13 protein-coding genes and 1 pseudogene are annotated in these 14,933 nt (G+C 71.4%); 2 read left to right on the forward strand and 12 right to left on the reverse strand.

Annotated features, from left to right (window positions below; all coding sequences use genetic code 11):
- Positions 1-7: 7 nt before the first annotated feature.
- From AC5WRT_RS05540 to AC5WRT_RS05585, 10 genes are all read right to left on the reverse strand, one after another.
- The gene (locus AC5WRT_RS05540) at positions 8-1,732 is read right to left on the reverse strand and encodes an urease subunit alpha (protein ID WP_496099986.1); all 1,725 of its coding nucleotides are present in this window, start codon (positions 1,730-1,732) and stop codon (positions 8-10) included.
- Entirely contained in the window at positions 1,729-2,424 is a 696-nt protein-coding gene (ureA, locus tag AC5WRT_RS05545; RefSeq protein WP_496096049.1) for an urease subunit gamma, read from the reverse strand. The genes AC5WRT_RS05540 and ureA overlap by 4 nt, the downstream gene beginning before the upstream one ends.
- A 289-nt stretch (positions 2,425-2,713) precedes the next feature.
- Positions 2,714-4,033: a KamA family radical SAM protein gene (locus tag AC5WRT_RS05550; RefSeq protein ID WP_496096050.1), complete on the reverse strand. Its 1,320-nt coding sequence runs from the start codon at positions 4,031-4,033 to the stop codon at positions 2,714-2,716.
- A 14-nt stretch (positions 4,034-4,047) separates the two neighbouring features.
- Positions 4,048-5,070, reverse strand: a complete 1,023-nt coding sequence (locus AC5WRT_RS05555) for a hypothetical protein (protein ID WP_496096051.1) — start codon at positions 5,068-5,070, stop codon at positions 4,048-4,050.
- Positions 5,071-5,266: 196 nt separating this feature from the next.
- On the reverse strand, positions 5,267-6,355 hold the full coding sequence (locus AC5WRT_RS05560) for a branched-chain amino acid aminotransferase (RefSeq protein WP_496096052.1): 1,089 nt from the start codon (positions 6,353-6,355) through the stop codon (positions 5,267-5,269).
- Positions 6,356-6,602: 247 nt separating this feature from the next.
- The gene (locus tag AC5WRT_RS05565) at positions 6,603-7,646 is read right to left on the reverse strand and encodes a 3-isopropylmalate dehydrogenase (RefSeq protein WP_496096053.1); all 1,044 of its coding nucleotides are present in this window, start codon (positions 7,644-7,646) and stop codon (positions 6,603-6,605) included.
- A gap of 82 nt (positions 7,647-7,728) precedes the next feature.
- Positions 7,729-7,860 (reverse strand): hypothetical protein, encoded by a 132-nt coding sequence (locus AC5WRT_RS05570; protein WP_107100810.1) that lies wholly within the window; start codon positions 7,858-7,860, stop codon positions 7,729-7,731.
- A gap of 187 nt (positions 7,861-8,047) precedes the next feature.
- Complete coding sequence (locus AC5WRT_RS05575; protein ID WP_496099987.1) at positions 8,048-8,353, reverse strand: hypothetical protein; 306 nt, start codon at positions 8,351-8,353, stop codon at positions 8,048-8,050.
- A 107-nt stretch (positions 8,354-8,460) separates the two neighbouring features.
- A complete protein-coding gene (gene pruA / locus AC5WRT_RS05580; RefSeq protein WP_496096055.1) occupies positions 8,461-10,092 on the reverse strand; it encodes an L-glutamate gamma-semialdehyde dehydrogenase in 1,632 nt (543 codons plus the stop codon).
- Positions 10,093-10,133: 41 nt separating this feature from the next.
- Positions 10,134-11,060 carry a proline dehydrogenase family protein gene (locus tag AC5WRT_RS05585; RefSeq protein ID WP_496099988.1) on the reverse strand — a complete coding sequence of 309 codons (927 nt, stop codon included), beginning with the start codon at positions 11,058-11,060 and terminating at the stop codon, positions 10,134-10,136.
- 164 nt (positions 11,061-11,224) lie between these two features.
- On the opposite strand from AC5WRT_RS05585, the gene AC5WRT_RS05590 reads away from it, so the two are divergent.
- Complete coding sequence (locus AC5WRT_RS05590) at positions 11,225-12,532, forward strand: PucR family transcriptional regulator (protein WP_496096057.1); 1,308 nt, start codon at positions 11,225-11,227, stop codon at positions 12,530-12,532.
- Positions 12,533-12,577: 45 nt separating this feature from the next.
- On the opposite strand, the gene AC5WRT_RS05595 is transcribed toward AC5WRT_RS05590, so the two are convergent.
- Positions 12,578-12,880 (reverse strand): hypothetical protein, encoded by a 303-nt coding sequence (locus tag AC5WRT_RS05595; protein ID WP_496096131.1) that lies wholly within the window; start codon positions 12,878-12,880, stop codon positions 12,578-12,580.
- Here AC5WRT_RS05595 and AC5WRT_RS05600 point away from each other — a divergent pair.
- Positions 12,828-13,145: pseudogene (locus tag AC5WRT_RS05600) on the forward strand (MFS transporter); the annotation flags it as partial. The gene AC5WRT_RS05595 and the pseudogene AC5WRT_RS05600 sit on opposite strands and share 53 nt — an antisense overlap.
- A gap of 62 nt (positions 13,146-13,207) precedes the next feature.
- On the opposite strand, the gene serA reads toward AC5WRT_RS05600, so the two are convergent.
- Entirely contained in the window at positions 13,208-14,797 is a 1,590-nt protein-coding gene (gene serA, locus AC5WRT_RS05605; protein WP_496096058.1) for a phosphoglycerate dehydrogenase, read from the reverse strand.
- Between the last annotated feature and the right edge of the window lie 136 nt (positions 14,798-14,933).

A 14,933-nucleotide genomic window follows, 5' to 3' on the forward strand; every position in this document is an offset into this window, starting at 1 on the left:
GTGATCCTTACAGGAAGTACAGGCGGTTGAGACGGACGGAGTCGGCGGGCTCGGCGCTGAGCGGGTCGCCGTCGAGGGTGACCAGGCCGGTGCGCCGGTCGACGTCGACGGCTCCGATACGGGAGTTCAGCCGCAGGTCGGCCGGACCGATGCCCCGGGTGCCGCGTACGGCGACCCTTCTCCTGCGCGTCGGCAGCGTGTCGTCGCCCTGATCGGCGGCGGCCTGGGCGACGAAGGCGACCGAGATGTCGGCGGCCGTGGCACCGTACGCACCGAACTGCGGGCCCAGCACGAGGGGTTCGCAGGTGTCGGTGGCCGCGTTCGGGTCACCGGTCACGCCGTACGCCGGGAAGCCGGACTTGAGGACGAGCTGCGGCTTGGCGCCGAAGTACTCCGGGCGCCACAGCACGATGTCCGCGAGCTTACCGGCCTCGATCGAGCCGACCTCGTGCGCGAGGCCGTGCGCGATGGCCGGGTTGATGGTCAGCTTGGCCATGTAGCGCAGCACGCGCGCGTTGTCGTCGCACTCGCCGTCGCCCTCCAGCGGGCCCAGCTCGGCCTTCATCTTGGCGGCCATGGCGAACGTGCGGCGGACCGTCTCGCCGGCCCGGCCCATGCCCTGGGCGTCGGAGGAGGTGATGCCGATCGCGCCCAGGTCGTGCAGCACGTCCTCGGCGCCCATGGTGCCGGCGCGGATGCGGTCGCGGGCCATGGCGGCGTCGCCGGGCAGGTCGGGCTTGAGGTCGTGGACGGAGACGATCATGCCGTAGTGCTCGGCGACCGCGTCCCGGCCGAAGGGCAGGGTGGGGTTGGTGGAGGAGCCGATGACGTTCGGGACGCCGGCCATCTTCAGCACGTTGGGCACGTGTCCGCCGCCGCAGCCCTCGATGTGGAAGGCGTGGACGGTCCGGCCCTCCAGCACCCTCAGCGTGTCCTCCACGGACAGGCACTCGTTCAACCCGTCGCTGTGCAGGGCGACCTGGACGTCGTGCTCCTCGGCGACCCGCAGGGCGGTGTCCAGCGCCCTGGTGTGGGCGCCCATGTCCTCGTGCACCTTGAAGCCGCAGGCGCCGCCCTCGGCCAGCGCCTCCGCGAGCGGGGCCGGATCGGAGGAGGAGCCCCGGCCCAGGAAGCCGATGTTGACCGGCCAGGCGTCGAAGGCGTTGAAGGCATGGCGCAGCGCCCAGGGCGAGTTGACGCCGACGCCCCACACCGGGCCGAACTCCTGCCCGATGATCGTGGTGACGCCGGAGGCCAGGGAGGCCTCCATGATGCGCGGCGACAGCAGATGGACATGGGTGTCGACGGCCCCGGCGGTGGCGATCAGCCCCTCGCCGGAGACGATGGAGGTGCCGGTGCCGACGACGACGTCGACGCCGTCGAGCGTGTCCGGGTTCCCGGCGCGGCCGATGGCGTGGATGCGGCCTTCCCGGATGCCGATGGAGACCTTCCGGATGCCCTGCACGGCGTCGATCACCACCACGTTGCTGATGACGACGTCGCAGGTCGCGCGGACGGCGGCGGCCTTGAGGTGCAGTCCGTCGCGGGCCGTCTTGCCGAATCCGGCCAGGAACTCGTCGCCGTAGCGCTGGGAGTCGGACTCCACCCGCACGGTGAGGCCCAGGTCGCCGAGGCGGATGCGGTCGCCGGCGCGGGGGCCGTGGGTGGCGGCGTAGGCGTGCGGGTCGATGTGGACCGCCCGGCTCACCTCGCGCCCCTTCGAGCGGCTCATCGCTCCCCGTCTCCTTCCGTGACGCCGAGGTATCCGCAGGCGGCGGCCCGGCGCAGGGCCTCCTCCCTGGCCCCGGGCGCGTCCAGCGGCCCGTCGACCAGCCCGGCGAAGCCGATCGCGATCCGCTCGCCGCCGATCGGCACGAGACCGACCTCCTCGCTTGCTCCCGGCCCGAACCGCACGGACGACCCGGCGGGTACGGCGAGCCGCATGCCGTAGGCGGCGGCGCGGTCGAAGTCGAGACGTGGGTTGGCCTCGAAGAAGTGGAAGTGGGAGGTGACGGAGACCGGCACGGTCGCGGTGTTGGTGACCGTGACCCGCACGGTCGGCTCGGGGTCGGCGTGCCGGGGTCCGGGCAGCAGCGCGCCCGGGGCGTCCTGCCCGAGACCGCCGCCGATGGGGTCGCAGACCACCGCGAGCCGGGAGCCGTCGTCGAAGACCGCCTCGACCATCACCTCGGTGACGACGTCGGCGACGCCCGGCAGCACGTCGTCGGGTCCGAGCACGGACCGGGCCGCCTCGATGGCCTCGGCGAGCCGCCTGCCGTCCCGCGCCGCCTCGCACACGGTGTCCGCGATCAGCGCGGTCGCCTCCGGCACGTTCAGCCTCAGGCCGCGCGCCCGGCGGGCACGGGCCAGCTCGGCGGCCCCGAAGAGCAGCAGCCGGTCACGTTCCGTGGGGGTCAGTCTCACGACGCGACACCTCCTTGCCTTCCATGGTTTAGAGCGACACTCTAAACGCGGAATTCAGGAATCAGAAACGTCGACCCCGAAGGAGGAACCATGCTTCATTGAACGTCACTCAAATCAGGCGCGAGGGGTGTGCGGCTGCCGGGCCCGGCCGAACAGGTCGCTCGGGTCGACCCTTGCCAGGGGGGTTCGCCCGCCTCCCGCATCGCCCGGGAGCGCCCGCCGTTTCCTGGCCGGCCGGAACGTGCGGGCCACCGTCTCCCCGGCCGCCGGCGCGGAGAGCCGGCTTTCGTCACCCCGCCTCGAGACCCGGCAGGAAGTGAGCCGAGTGGAACGCCGGCTTCAGGTCGGTGAACCAGGTCGCTCCCTCGTCGTACGCGGCGAAGAACGGCCGGTCGACCAGGTCCGGGTCGCGGGCCTGGATGAGGTGCAGCACGAAGACCTTCTCGCCCGCCACCTCGGCGACGCCGTCCACGCAGACCTTGCCCGGCATCGCCGACATGACCGGTCCGCGGACCGTGCGGGCGAGCCCGGAGACCCGGGCGTGCGCGTCCCGGAAGATCGAGTGACCGCGGGCCAGCGGCACCGCGAAGTAGCCCTGCGGGCCGGTGTCCCGCTCCACGAACTGGTAGTACGGCACCGCCCCCAGCGCGGTCGTCTCCTCCCACAGCTCGGCCCACACCGCCGCGCTGTCGTTGATCCCGGCGACCAGAGGCCCCTGGCAGCGGATCACCGCACCGGTGTCCCGCACCCTGCGCATCGCCTCCCGCACCACCGCCGGGCGCAGTTCCTGCGGGTGGGTGAAGTGGGCCATCAGCGCCAGATGGCGTCCGCTCGCCACCACCTTCTCGAAGAGCCGCAGCAGGTCGTCCGCGTCCCGGTCGGTGAGGAAGCGGTACGGCCAGAAGGCGAGGGACTTGGTGCCGATCCGCACCGAGCGGACGGTGTCGATCTCCAGCAGCGGCTCCACATAGCGGCGCAGCACCTCGGTGCTCATCACCAACGGGTCGCCACCGGTGATGAGTGTGCTGCTCACCTCGGGATGGGCGCGCAGATAGGCGCTGGTGGTGGCGATGTCGTCGGTGGCGATGCGCAGCTCGGACTCCCCGACGAACTGCGGCCAGCGAAAGCAGTACGTGCAGTAGGCGTGGCAGGTCTGACCCTGCCGCGGGAAGATCAGCACCGTCTCGGGGTACTTGTGCTGAAGCCCCGTCAGGCGGCGGCCCCCGTGCAGGGGGACGTTGGCGTCGAGCTGGCCTGAGGGGTGCGGATTGAGCCGCATCCGGATCTCGTGCGCGGCGCGCCGGACCTCGGCCTGGGGTGCGTCCTGGGCCAGCAGGTCCGTCATCCGGCGCAGGTCGTGCGCGGGCAGCATGCCGCTCTGCGGGAAGGTCAGCCGGAAGATCGGGTCGTCGGGGACGGCCGACCAGTCGATCAGCTCGTCCACCACGTAGGAGTTGGTGCGGAACGGCAGGACCGCGGACACGGCCCGCAGGGCGAGCCGTTCGGCGGGCGACAGGGACACCCGGCCGAGCAGGCCGTCCAGGTCACGGGGGGTGAAGGCGCGGAACCGGGGGTTCGCGTGCGGAGCGGGGTGGTGCGCTGAGCTCATATGTGCCAGGGCCTCTATTCCGTGACCAGGACCGGCGGCCGCAACTCCACGAAGGCGGCCGCCGACGCATCGTACTTCTCCGCGAAGTGCTGGAGGAGCAGCGCATGCAGGGGACTTTCGTCGTCGACCACGAGCAGCTCGTGCCCGCCCTGCACGGCGAAGACCTCGCTGTGCGCGGAGAGTTGGTCGAGGCGGTGACGGGCCATGTACGACACCAGGTCCGCCCCGGCGACGTACAGACGGTCCTCGACGGACACGAAGGGGCAGCGGAACTCCCTGCGGCCGTCGGTGGCGTCGACCAGGGTGAGCGGCAGCCGGGTGAAGTGCTCCATGGGCTTGCTCTGCCCCCACAGCTCGTCGAAGCGCTGCTCCACGAAGGTGCCGAGCGGGGAGCGGACGGCGACCTCCAGCTGGACGCCCTCGCCGGAGAGCCGGCCCACCGTCAGGAAGGAGACGAGGCAACGCTCGTCCCAGCGGTAGAGGGTGACTCCGGGTGACGTCTGGCACAGGCGGACCTCGAGCAGGGCGCGGGAGCTGTCGTCCAGGCGGCGTGCGAAGCGGTCCAGGGTGCGCAGGTTGCGCATGATGTCGCGGCGGATGTCGGCGCTCTGCTCGCCGAGTTCCCGGCCGCGCAGGATGACGGCGAGCGAGTCGGGGTCCAGCAGCAGGATCTGCACCCGCGCGCCGCGCGCGGTGGCCGCCTTGACCCCTCGGAACAGGCGCTCGGAGAACTGCGGTCCGAACAGGTTGGAGAAGGTGTCGAGCACCTTCACGCACGCCGTCGCGCCGTGCACCTGGGAGGCGAACCACTCGTAGTCGAGCCGGGTGTGCTCACGGACCCGGCCCTCCTGGGCACGGGAGATCAGCGGACCGATCACGAAGACGGTGATGACCACGCCGACGAGGTCGGTGCCCAGGTTGAGGGCGAGGTTCTGCTCGTAGGCGTCCATGGCGGAGGCCCGCCACAGGAGCAGGGCGGCACAGCCGGCCAGCGCGAGCAGCGCGGTGAGGCTCTGCGGGCGGCGCGGGGTGCGCAACGCGCGCCATAACCAGCGCAGCCGAGGTATCGGTGACCATGCGCTCACCCTGCGGTGCCTCCCCCCGTCCCCGTGCACGCGGGGCACGCGCCCCCCGTGGGATGGGTGGATACCCAGGTGCTCCCTCCGCCAACCGCACCCTTGTTCCCGCCGTCGTGGCGGGGACAAGGGTGCGGGAGAACGCCGGGTCGAAGGCTCAGCCGATCTTGTGCATCCAGCCGTGCCTGTCCTCGACCACGCCGCGCTGGATCCCGAGCAGGGCCTCGCGCAGGCGGAGGGTGACCTCGCCGGGCGTGCCGTCGCCGTGGGTCCACCCGTCGGTCTTGGTCTTGACGTGGCCGATCGGCGTGACCACGGCGGCGGTGCCGCAGGCGAAGACCTCGGTGAGGGCGCCGGAGGCGGCGTCCGCGCGCCACTCCTCGAGGGTGACGACGCCTTCCTCTGCGGTGTAGCCGAGGTCGCGGGCGACCTGGAGCAGGGAGTCGCGGGTGATGCCCTCCAGGATCGAGCCGGTGAGCCGGGGGGTGACGATCCGGTCGCCGTAGACGAAGGCGACGTTCATGCTGCCGCTCTCCTCGACCTTGGTGCGGGTGACCGCGTCGAGGTAGACGACCTGGTCGCAGCCGTGCGCGGCGGCCTCGGCCTGCGGCAGCAGGGACGCGGCGTAGTTGCCGCCGGTCTTGGCGTCGCCGGTGCCGCCGGGCACGGCGCGGACGTGGTCCTCGGAGACCCAGATGGTGACCGGCTTGACGCCGCCGGCGAAGTACGAGCCGGAGGGGGAGGCGATGAGCATGAACAGGTACTCGTTCGCCGGGTGCACGCCGAGCGCGGCCTCGGTGGCGAACATGAACGGGCGCAGGTAGAGGGACTGCTCGCCGCCGTGCGGCGGGACCCAGTCGGCGTCCTGGGAGAGCAGCGCGTCCAGCGCGGCGATGAACAGCTCCTCGGGCAGCTCGGCCATGGCCATGCGGCGGGCGGAGTTGCGGAAGCGGCGGGCGTTCGCCTCGGGGCGGAACAGCGCGATCGAGCCGTCGGGCTGGCGGTAGGCCTTGAGGCCCTCGAAGATCTCCTGGCCGTAGTGCAGGACGTGGGTGGAGGGGTCGAGGGAGATCGGGCCGTACGGGACGAGCTGGGCGTCGTGCCAGCCGCGGCCCTCGGTCCACTTGACGGTCACCATGTGGTCGGTGAAGTGGCGGCCGAACCCGGGGTCGGCCAGGATCGCCTCGCGCTCGGCGGCGGCGAGGGGGCTGGCGGAGGGCTTGAGCTCGATCGTGGGCGTCGTCATGAGTGGTTGTCCTTCACCGGTTGTAGTGACGGGCCGCGCTCACGCCCGTCACCGGCCTGGTCAGACCGATGCGAGGACGTCCGAGCTTTCCCTCATACCGCGGCTCCGCGTTCGATTATCGCGCGGGGCCGAGGGCGGAAGGAATGGGGGTGAAAGCGGCCCGGGGTCGATGGTGGCACCCGGCGGGGACAGGGGAAAGCCGCCGGGCGGTCGTCCGACCCGGCGGCTTCTTGTGCGGAGCGCCGGGTCAGCCGGCTACTCGGGTGGCGAGCGCGTCGCCGATCCGGGAGGTGCTACGGGTGCCCAGCGCGCCGCGCTCGGTGAGGTCCGCGGTGACCGCGGCGTCGATGCGGTCGGCCTCGGCGTCGTACCCGAGGTGGCGCAGCAGCAGGGCGACGGACAGGACCGTGGCGGTGGGGTCTGCCTTGCCCTGACCGGCGATGTCGGGCGCGGAACCGTGGACCGGCTCGAACATCGAGGGGAACTCGCGGGTCGGGTTGATGTTGCCGCTCGCCGCGACGCCGATGCCGCCGGAGACGGCCGCGGCGAGGTCGGTGATGATGTCGCCGAAGAGGTTGTCGGTGACGATGACGTCGAACCGCGCCGGGTCGGTGACCAGGTAGATGGTCGCCGCGTCGACGTGGATGTAGTCGGTGGTGACCTCGGGGAACTCCTGCGCCACCTTGTTGAAGATGTTCGTCCAGAGGTGACCGGCGAAGGTCAGCACGTTGTTCTTGTGGACGAGGGTGAGCTTCTTCCGCGGGCGGGCCTGGGCCCGCGCGAAGGCGTCGCGGACCACGCGCTCGACACCGAAGGCGGTGTTGACGGAGACCTCGGTGGCGACCTCGTGCTCGGTGCCCTTGCGGATCGTGCCGCCGTTGCCGGTGTAGGGGCCCTCGGTGCCCTCGCGGACCACGACGAAATCGATCTCCGGCTGACCGGCGAGCGGGGTGGCGACACCGGGAAGGAGCTTGGAGGGGCGCAGGTTGACGTGGTGGTCGAAGGCGAAGCGGAGCTTGAGCAGGAAGCCGCGCTCCAGGACGCCGGACGGCACCGACGGGTCGCCGATGGCGCCGAGCAGGATGGCGTCGTGCTGCTTCAGCTGCTCCAGATCGGCGTCGGTGAGGGTCTCACCGGTGGCGTGGTAGCGCTTGGCGCCGAAGTCGTACTCCTTGGTCTCCAGCTTCACATCCTGCGGCAGGACGGCGGAGAGGACCTTGAGACCCTCGGACACGACTTCCTGTCCGATGCCGTCCCCGGGAATCACTGCGAGATCGATGCTGCGAGACATGCGGGCACCCTACCCCTCGTCCCAGGTGATGACACGGTCCGTCCATCATGTGGACGAACGCGGACGGCATCGGGCCGGGGGCTCAGTGTCCGGTCTCGCCGCCGTTGTCGCGGCGGTCGAGGGCGCGTTGGAGGGCGGCGGCGGCGTTCTTGCGGTCGGACTCGCTCGCGCGGGACACGTGGCGGACTCGGCGGCGGACGGTCGTCTCGGCCATGGGAATCGACTCCTTCGGCAGACGGAGCACGGCAATGAGAGATGTGCGAGACGCCGGAGGGGCGGGGAGCTCACGGGCCGCAGGGGTTGCCTGCTCGGGTGCCCGGCTCACGACCGCCATTCGCTGGATCGAGCGAGACGTTCGGCTCCTACAAACGTAAGGGAGCGGCCCGGTTCTGTCTGCACAATTACTCGGACTTCCTACTATCTGAGACGGCGGATGGCGTCATACCGCCCTGAGCTGGGCTTTCGTACGCGGTTCGAGGGATGGCGGAGGCGTTCGCGCCGATGCTGCTCGGCGGCGACACGGCCGGGGTCCCGGTCCGCGATCCGGCCCGGGGGGCCTGGATCAGCACATGCAGCCCGCCGAGCCCGTGGTCCCAGTCCTCGTCGGAGAAGTCCCCGGCGAAGGCCTCGTCCAGCAGGGCGCGGGCGGCCCCGAGTTCTTCGGGATCGAGGTCGGCGGTGTGGGCGAGGCCCAGTCGGACCGTCATGGACCCACTGTCCCGCGGTCCGCGCCGGTGATCCACGGGGTGTGGAAACGGGCCGGGAAGCCTGTTCGGTGGCGGGCTTCCCGGCCCGTGCTCGGGGAGGGCCGCGATCAGCCCATGTGCGGGTAGGAGTAGTCGGTCGGCGGGACCAGGGTCTCCTTGATGGCACGGGTCAGGGTCCAGCGCAGCAGGTTCTGCGGGGCGCCGGCCTTGTCGTTGGTGCCGGAGGCGCGACCGCCGCCGAAGGGCTGCTGGCCGACGACGGCGCCGGTCGACTTGTCGTTGATGTAGAAGTTGCCGGCCGCGTAGCGCAGCTTCTCCATCGTGTACGCCGCCGCGGCGCGGTCGTTGGCGACGACCGAACCGGTGAGCGCGTAGTCGGACACCGACTCCATCTGGGTCAGCATCTCGTCGTACTTGTCGTCCTCGTAGACGTACACGCCGAGGACCGGGCCGAAGTACTCGGTGCGGAAGATCTCGTTCTCCGGGTCGGTGGAGACGATCACCGTCGGGCGGACGAAGTAGCCGACCGAGTCGTCGTAGCTGCCGCCCGCGACGATCTCGCAGGCCGGGTCGGACTTGGCGCGGTCGATCGCTGCCTTGTTCTTGGCGAACGCCCGGTCGTCGATCACGGCGCCGATGAAGTTCGACAGGTCGGTGACGTCACCCATGGTGAGGTGGTCGACCTCGGCCGCGAACTCCTCCTTGAAGCCGCTGTTCCAGATCGACGCCGGGATGTACGCCCGGGAGGTCGCACTGCACTTCTGGCCCTGGTACTCGAAGGCGCCGCGGGTCAGGGCGGTCTTCAGCACGGCGCGGTCGGCCGAGGGGTGGGCCACCAGGAAGTCCTTGCCGCCGGTCTCGCCGACGAGCCTCGGGTAGGAGCGGTACTTCTCGATGTTGTTGCCGACCGTCTTCCACAGGTACTGGAAGGTCCTGGTCGAACCGGTGAAGTGGATGCCCGCGAGGTCACGGTGCTCCAGGGCGACCTTGGAGACCTCGATGCCGTCGCCGGTGACCAGATTGATGACGCCCTTGGGGAGACCGGCCTCCTCCAGCAGCTGCATCAGCAGGACGGCGGCGTGGGTCTGCGTCGGGGACGGCTTCCACACGACCACGTTGCCCATGAGGGCCGGGGCGGTGGGCAGGTTGCCCGCGATCGCCGAGAAGTTGAACGGCGTGATCGCGTAGACGAAGCCCTCCAGCGGGCGGTGGTCGAGCCGGTTCCACACGCCCGGGGAGTTCGCCGGCGGCTGCTCGGCGAGGATCTGGCGGGCGTAGTGGACGTTGAAGCGCCAGAAGTCCACCAGCTCACAGGGGGTGTCGATCTCCGCCTGCTGGGCGGTCTTGGACTGGCCGAGCATGGTGGAGGCGGCGAGCGTCTCGCGCCAGGGGCCGGCGAGCAGCTCGGCGGCGCGCAGGATGATCGCGGCACGGTCGTCGAAGGACATCGCGCGCCAGGCCGGCGCGGCGGCGAGCGCCGCGCCGATGGCGTCCCGGGCGTCCTCCTGGGTGGCGTGGCGGCCGGTGCCGATGACGGCCTTGTGGTTGTGCGGCTGGACCACCTGGAACGGCTCGCCGCCGCCCATCCGCTTCTCGCCGCCGATGGTCATCGGCAGGTCGATCGGGTTCTCGGCCAGCTCCTTGAGCCTGGCCTCGAGCCGGGCGCGCTCGGGCGAACCGGGGGCGTAGCCGTGCACCGGCTCGTTGACCGGGGTGGGGACCTGGGTCACAGCGTCCATGAGATCCGTAACTCCTTGTACGTGAGCGGGTGTTGGCTGGCTCAGCCCTTGCTGACCATGGAGCGGAGGAAGAAGCGCAGGTTCGCCGGCTTCTCCGCGAGCCTGCGCATGAAGTAGCCGTACCAGTCGGTGCCGTAGGCGGTGTAGACGCGCATGCGGTGGCCCTCGGCGGCGAGCCGCAGGTGCTCCTCGCCACGGATGCCGTACAGCATCTGGAACTCGTACTCGTCGAGCTTGCGGCCGGCCCGGTGGGCCAGCTCCTGGGCGATGGCGATGAGGCGCGGGTCGTGGGACCCGATCATCGGGTATCCCTCGCCCTCCATCAGGATCCGCAGGATACGCACGTACGCCTTGTCGATCTCGTGCTTCTGCTGGTAGGCGACCTCGGTGGGCTCCTTGTAGGCGCCCTTCACCAGGCGGACGCGGCTGCCGGCGGCGGCGAGCCGGCGGGCGTCGGCCTCGGTGCGGAAGAGGTAGGCCTGGATGACACAGCCCGTCTTCGGGAAGTCCTTCCGCAGCTCCTCGTGGATGGCGAACATCGAGTCGAGGGTGGTGTGGTCCTCGGCGTCCAGCGTCACGGTCGTTCCGATGGCGGCAGCGGCCTCCACGACCGGGCGGACGTTGGCGAGCGCCAGTTCGTGGCCGCCGGGGAGCGCCTGGCCGAACATGGACAGCTTGACGGACATCTCGACCTTCTCGCCGAGCTGCAGCTTCTCGAGGTGGCCGATCAGCGCCAGGTAGGCGTCACGGGCGGCGGTGGCCTGCTCGGGGGTGGTGATGTCCTCGCCGACGACGTCCATCGTCAGCTCCAGCCCCTTGGCCGTGAGGTCCTTGATGATCGGCACGATGTCGTCGACGGTCTCACCGGGGATGAAGCGGTCGACGACCTGCTTGGTCACCGGGGCCGCCGAGACCAGGCGTCGCATCCGGTCGCTGCGCGACGCGGCGAGAATCACGGGACCCAGCACGGGGCACCTCCACAGGCAAGCATCAAATGAGCCAATACCCGACGCTTCGGGTACGGCACGGAGAACCACCGTGAAACCTAAGGATCTCTCCGATCCTGGGCCATCGACAGCTGTCACGCATCCGTGCACGGGATCTCAGACAGATGTATGAAGGTCGCCGGGGAATGAGGGAGAATGCCCGTGTGGCGGCGGACTTCAAGGCCTTCAAGGGCGACTACCAGGAGCTGGTCGACGAGATCTCGGAGCTGCTGGGGGTCCCGGCGACCCTGGAGAACCGCGACTTCGAGCTGATCGCCTTCGGCGCGTACGACAGCGACGACGAACTGGATCCCTCCGAGCTGGACCCGGTGCGCACCCGTTCGATCCTGACCCGGCGCTCCACCGCGACCGTGCGCGCGTGGTTCGAGGGCTTCGGCATCACCCGGGCGACCGGCCCGGTGCGGATCCCGCCGAGCCCGAAGGCCGGGGTCTACCGCGGCCGGATCTGCCTCCCGGTACGCCATCGGGGCGTCGTCCTCGGTTACGTCTGGCTGCTGGACGGCGACCCCGGGCCGACGGACGCCCAGCTCACCGCCGCGATGGTGGTGGCCGACCGGATCGGCGCACTGCTCGCGGACGAGGCGGAGGCCGGGGCGGGGCTGAGCCGGGAGCTGCGGGCCGTGCTCACCGCCGAGCGCGGCTGGCGGCAGGACATGGCGGTGGCCGAACTCCGCACCGCGCTCGGCACCCGCGCCGACGGTCCCGTCACCCTGGTGTGCGTGGCTCCCTGGCCGTCGGCCGACCCGGACGACGCCCCCGCCGCCCGTACGATCCCGCACGCCGCGGCGCTGTGCACACTGCCCTGGGGAGCGTCGGCGCAGAGCCTCGCGCTGCTCGTGCGCCTGCGGGCCACGGACGTGAGCACGCCCGCGCTGGCGGCGGCCACGCGGCTGCTGAAGGAGGCCGAGGGGGCTCGCGGGGTCCCGGGGAGCGTGCGGGAAGGTGCCGCGCGCGGGGCCGGGACCCGGGTGGCCGCGGCGGGACTCGGCGGAGCGACGGCGGCCCGGCAGGCCCCGGGCGCCGGGTGTGCCGCCGGAGTCGGCAAGCCCCGGGTGGGGCTCGCCGAGCTGGGGACGGTCTGGCAGGAGGCCGCCGCCGCGACGCGCGCCGCGCTGGCCGAGCCGCGGTTCGGGCCGGTCGCGGAGTGGGCGCGCATCGGACCGTACCGGCTGCTGACCGCGCTGCCGCCGCAGGCCGCGCACGATCCCGTGGTCGGCCCGCTCCTGACCCCCGCACACCGCGACCTGGCGCGCACCGCCGAGGTCTTCCTCGACTGCGCGGGCCAGGCCGGCCGCACCGCCGCCGAACTCGGCATCCACCGCCAGACCCTGTACTACCGCCTGTCCCGCGTGGAGCAGCTGACCGGCCTGGACCTGGACGACGGCGAGGACCGGCTCCTGCTGCACATGGCCCTGAAGCGGGCCCGGCTGTAGGGGCGGCGCCTCGGGCATCACCCAGCGCCTGGTGCCGCGCGCGGCTCAGTTCCGCCCGGCTCCCTCGAGCACCCGCCGCAGCCCCTGCGTCAACTGCTCCGCGGTGGTCGCCGAGTCCGGGTCGAAGAGCCACTGGACCATGAGGCCGTTCAGCAGCGTCTGATAGAGGCGGCCCTCGGTCTCGACCGCCTCATGGTCCAGGTCCGCCTCGGGGACGCCGCTGAACAAGGCGGCGAGTCCGGCCCGACCCTCCTTCTGCGCCTCGGCGAGGAGCTTGCGCACCTGTTCCAGCCGCTCGTCCTCCTCCCTGCTGGAGACCAGCGCCGAGTTCGGCGGTGCGCTCGGCATGGCGGCCCTCGGCTCCATCGGTACGGCGATCTACCGGCACGAGATGCCGGCCACCGCACCGGCCGGGGCCCGCGAGACCCTGGGCGACGCCCTCGCCGCGGCCGCGCACCTGCCCGGCCCGGCCGGTGAGTCCCTGCTCGCCACGGCCCGGGAGGCGCTCACCACCGGGATGCACGGCGCGGCGATCGCCGGGGCGGTGCTGCTGGCCCTGGCGGCGGTGGGTGCGGCGGTCGGCCTGCGGACGGTCGAGATGGAGGAGAAGTAGGGCACACACGACGCCGGGCGGGCCGACGAAGGTCGGCCCGCCCGGCGTTCTTGCAGGGTGTCTCAGACGAGGTTGACGGAGCGGGCCGATGTCGCGCCGATCTCCGAGGCGACCTCACCGAGCACGCCGGAGGACACCGTGTCGTCGACCGTGAGGACGGCCAGCGCCTCCCCCCCGGCCGCCGCGCGCGCGACCTGCATGCCGGCGATGTTGATGCCCGCCTCGCCGAGGATGCGGCCGACGGTGCCGACGACACCGGGACGGTCCTCGTAGCGCAGCACGACCATGTGGTCGGCGAGGGCGAGGTCGACGTCGTAGTCGCCGACCGCGACGATCTTCTGCAGGTGCTTCGGGCCGGCCAGGGTGCCGGAGACCGACACCTCCTCGCCGTCGGCGAGCGTGCCGCGCACGGTGACGACGTTGCGGTGCTCGCTCGACTCGGAGCTGGTGGTCAGCCGCACCTCGACACCACGCTCCTGGGCGAACAGCGGCGCGTTGACGTAGGACACCGTCTCGTCGACGACGTCCTCGAAGACGCCCTTGAGCGCGGACAGCTCGAGCACCTTCACGTCGTGCTGGGTGATCTCGCCGTAGACCTCGACGTCGAGGCGGACCGCGACCTCACCGGCGAGCGCGGTGAAGATCCGGCCGAGGCGCTCGGCGAGCGGCAGACCCGGCTTGACGTCCTCGGCGATGACACCGCCCTGGACGTTCACCGCGTCCGGCACCAGCTCGCCGGCGAGGGCGAGGCGCACGGACCTGGCGACCGCGATGCCCGCCTTCTCCTGGGCCTCGTCGGTGGAGGCGCCGAGGTGCGGGGTGCACACGACCTGGTCCAGCTCGAACAGCGGCGAGTCGGTGCAGGGCTCCTTGGCGTACACGTCGAGGCCGGCGCCGGCGACCCGGCCCTCCTTCAGCGCCGCGTACAGCGCCGCCTCGTCGACGATGCCGCCGCGCGCGGCGTTGACGATGCGCACGCTCGGCTTGACCTTGCGCAGCGCCTCGTCGCCGATCAGGCCGAGCGTCTCGGGGGTCTTGGGCAGGTGGACGGTGATGAAGTCGGAGACCTCCAGCAGCTCGTCCAGGGAAAGAACCTTCACACCCATCTGGGCGGCGCGCGCGGGCTGCACATAGGGGTCGTAGGCGACGACCTTCATGCCGAAGGCGGACATGCGCTGGGCGACCAGGGCGCCGATGCGGCCGAGGCCGACGACACCGAGGGTCTTCTCGGCCAGCTCGACGCCCGTGTACTTGCTGCGCTTCCACTCGCCGTTCTTCAGCGCGGCGTTGGCCTGCGGGATGTTGCGCGCGGTGGACAGGATCAGACCGCAGGCCAGCTCGGCGGCGGTCACGATGTTGGAGGTCGGGGCGTTGACGACCATCACGCCGGCCTTGGTGGCGGCGGAGACGTCGACGTTGTCAAGGCCGACACCGGCACGGGCGACGACCTTGAGCTTCCGCGCCGCGGCGATGGCCTCGGCGTCGACCTTGGTGGCGGAACGGATCAGGATCGCGTCGACGTCGGCGATGGCGGGGAGCAGTTCGGCTCGGTCCGCTCCGTTGCAGTGCCGGATCTCGAAGTCCGGGCCGAGTGCGTCCACGGTCGCGGGCGACAGCTCTTCAGCGATGAGTACGACGGGTTTCGAGCTCACGTGAGGTCCTCACAAGTCCAGAGCATGCGGACGGCCGTCCCGACGGCCGCAGGCGGAGGAGGGGGGCTAGCCGCGGAAGACGCACGACGCTGTGGGCCTGACGCGTATGTTGTGCAGCAGTCTAGTTGCGCCGCGG

The sequence above is a fragment of the Streptomyces sp. NTD91 genome (assembly GCF_059510455.1).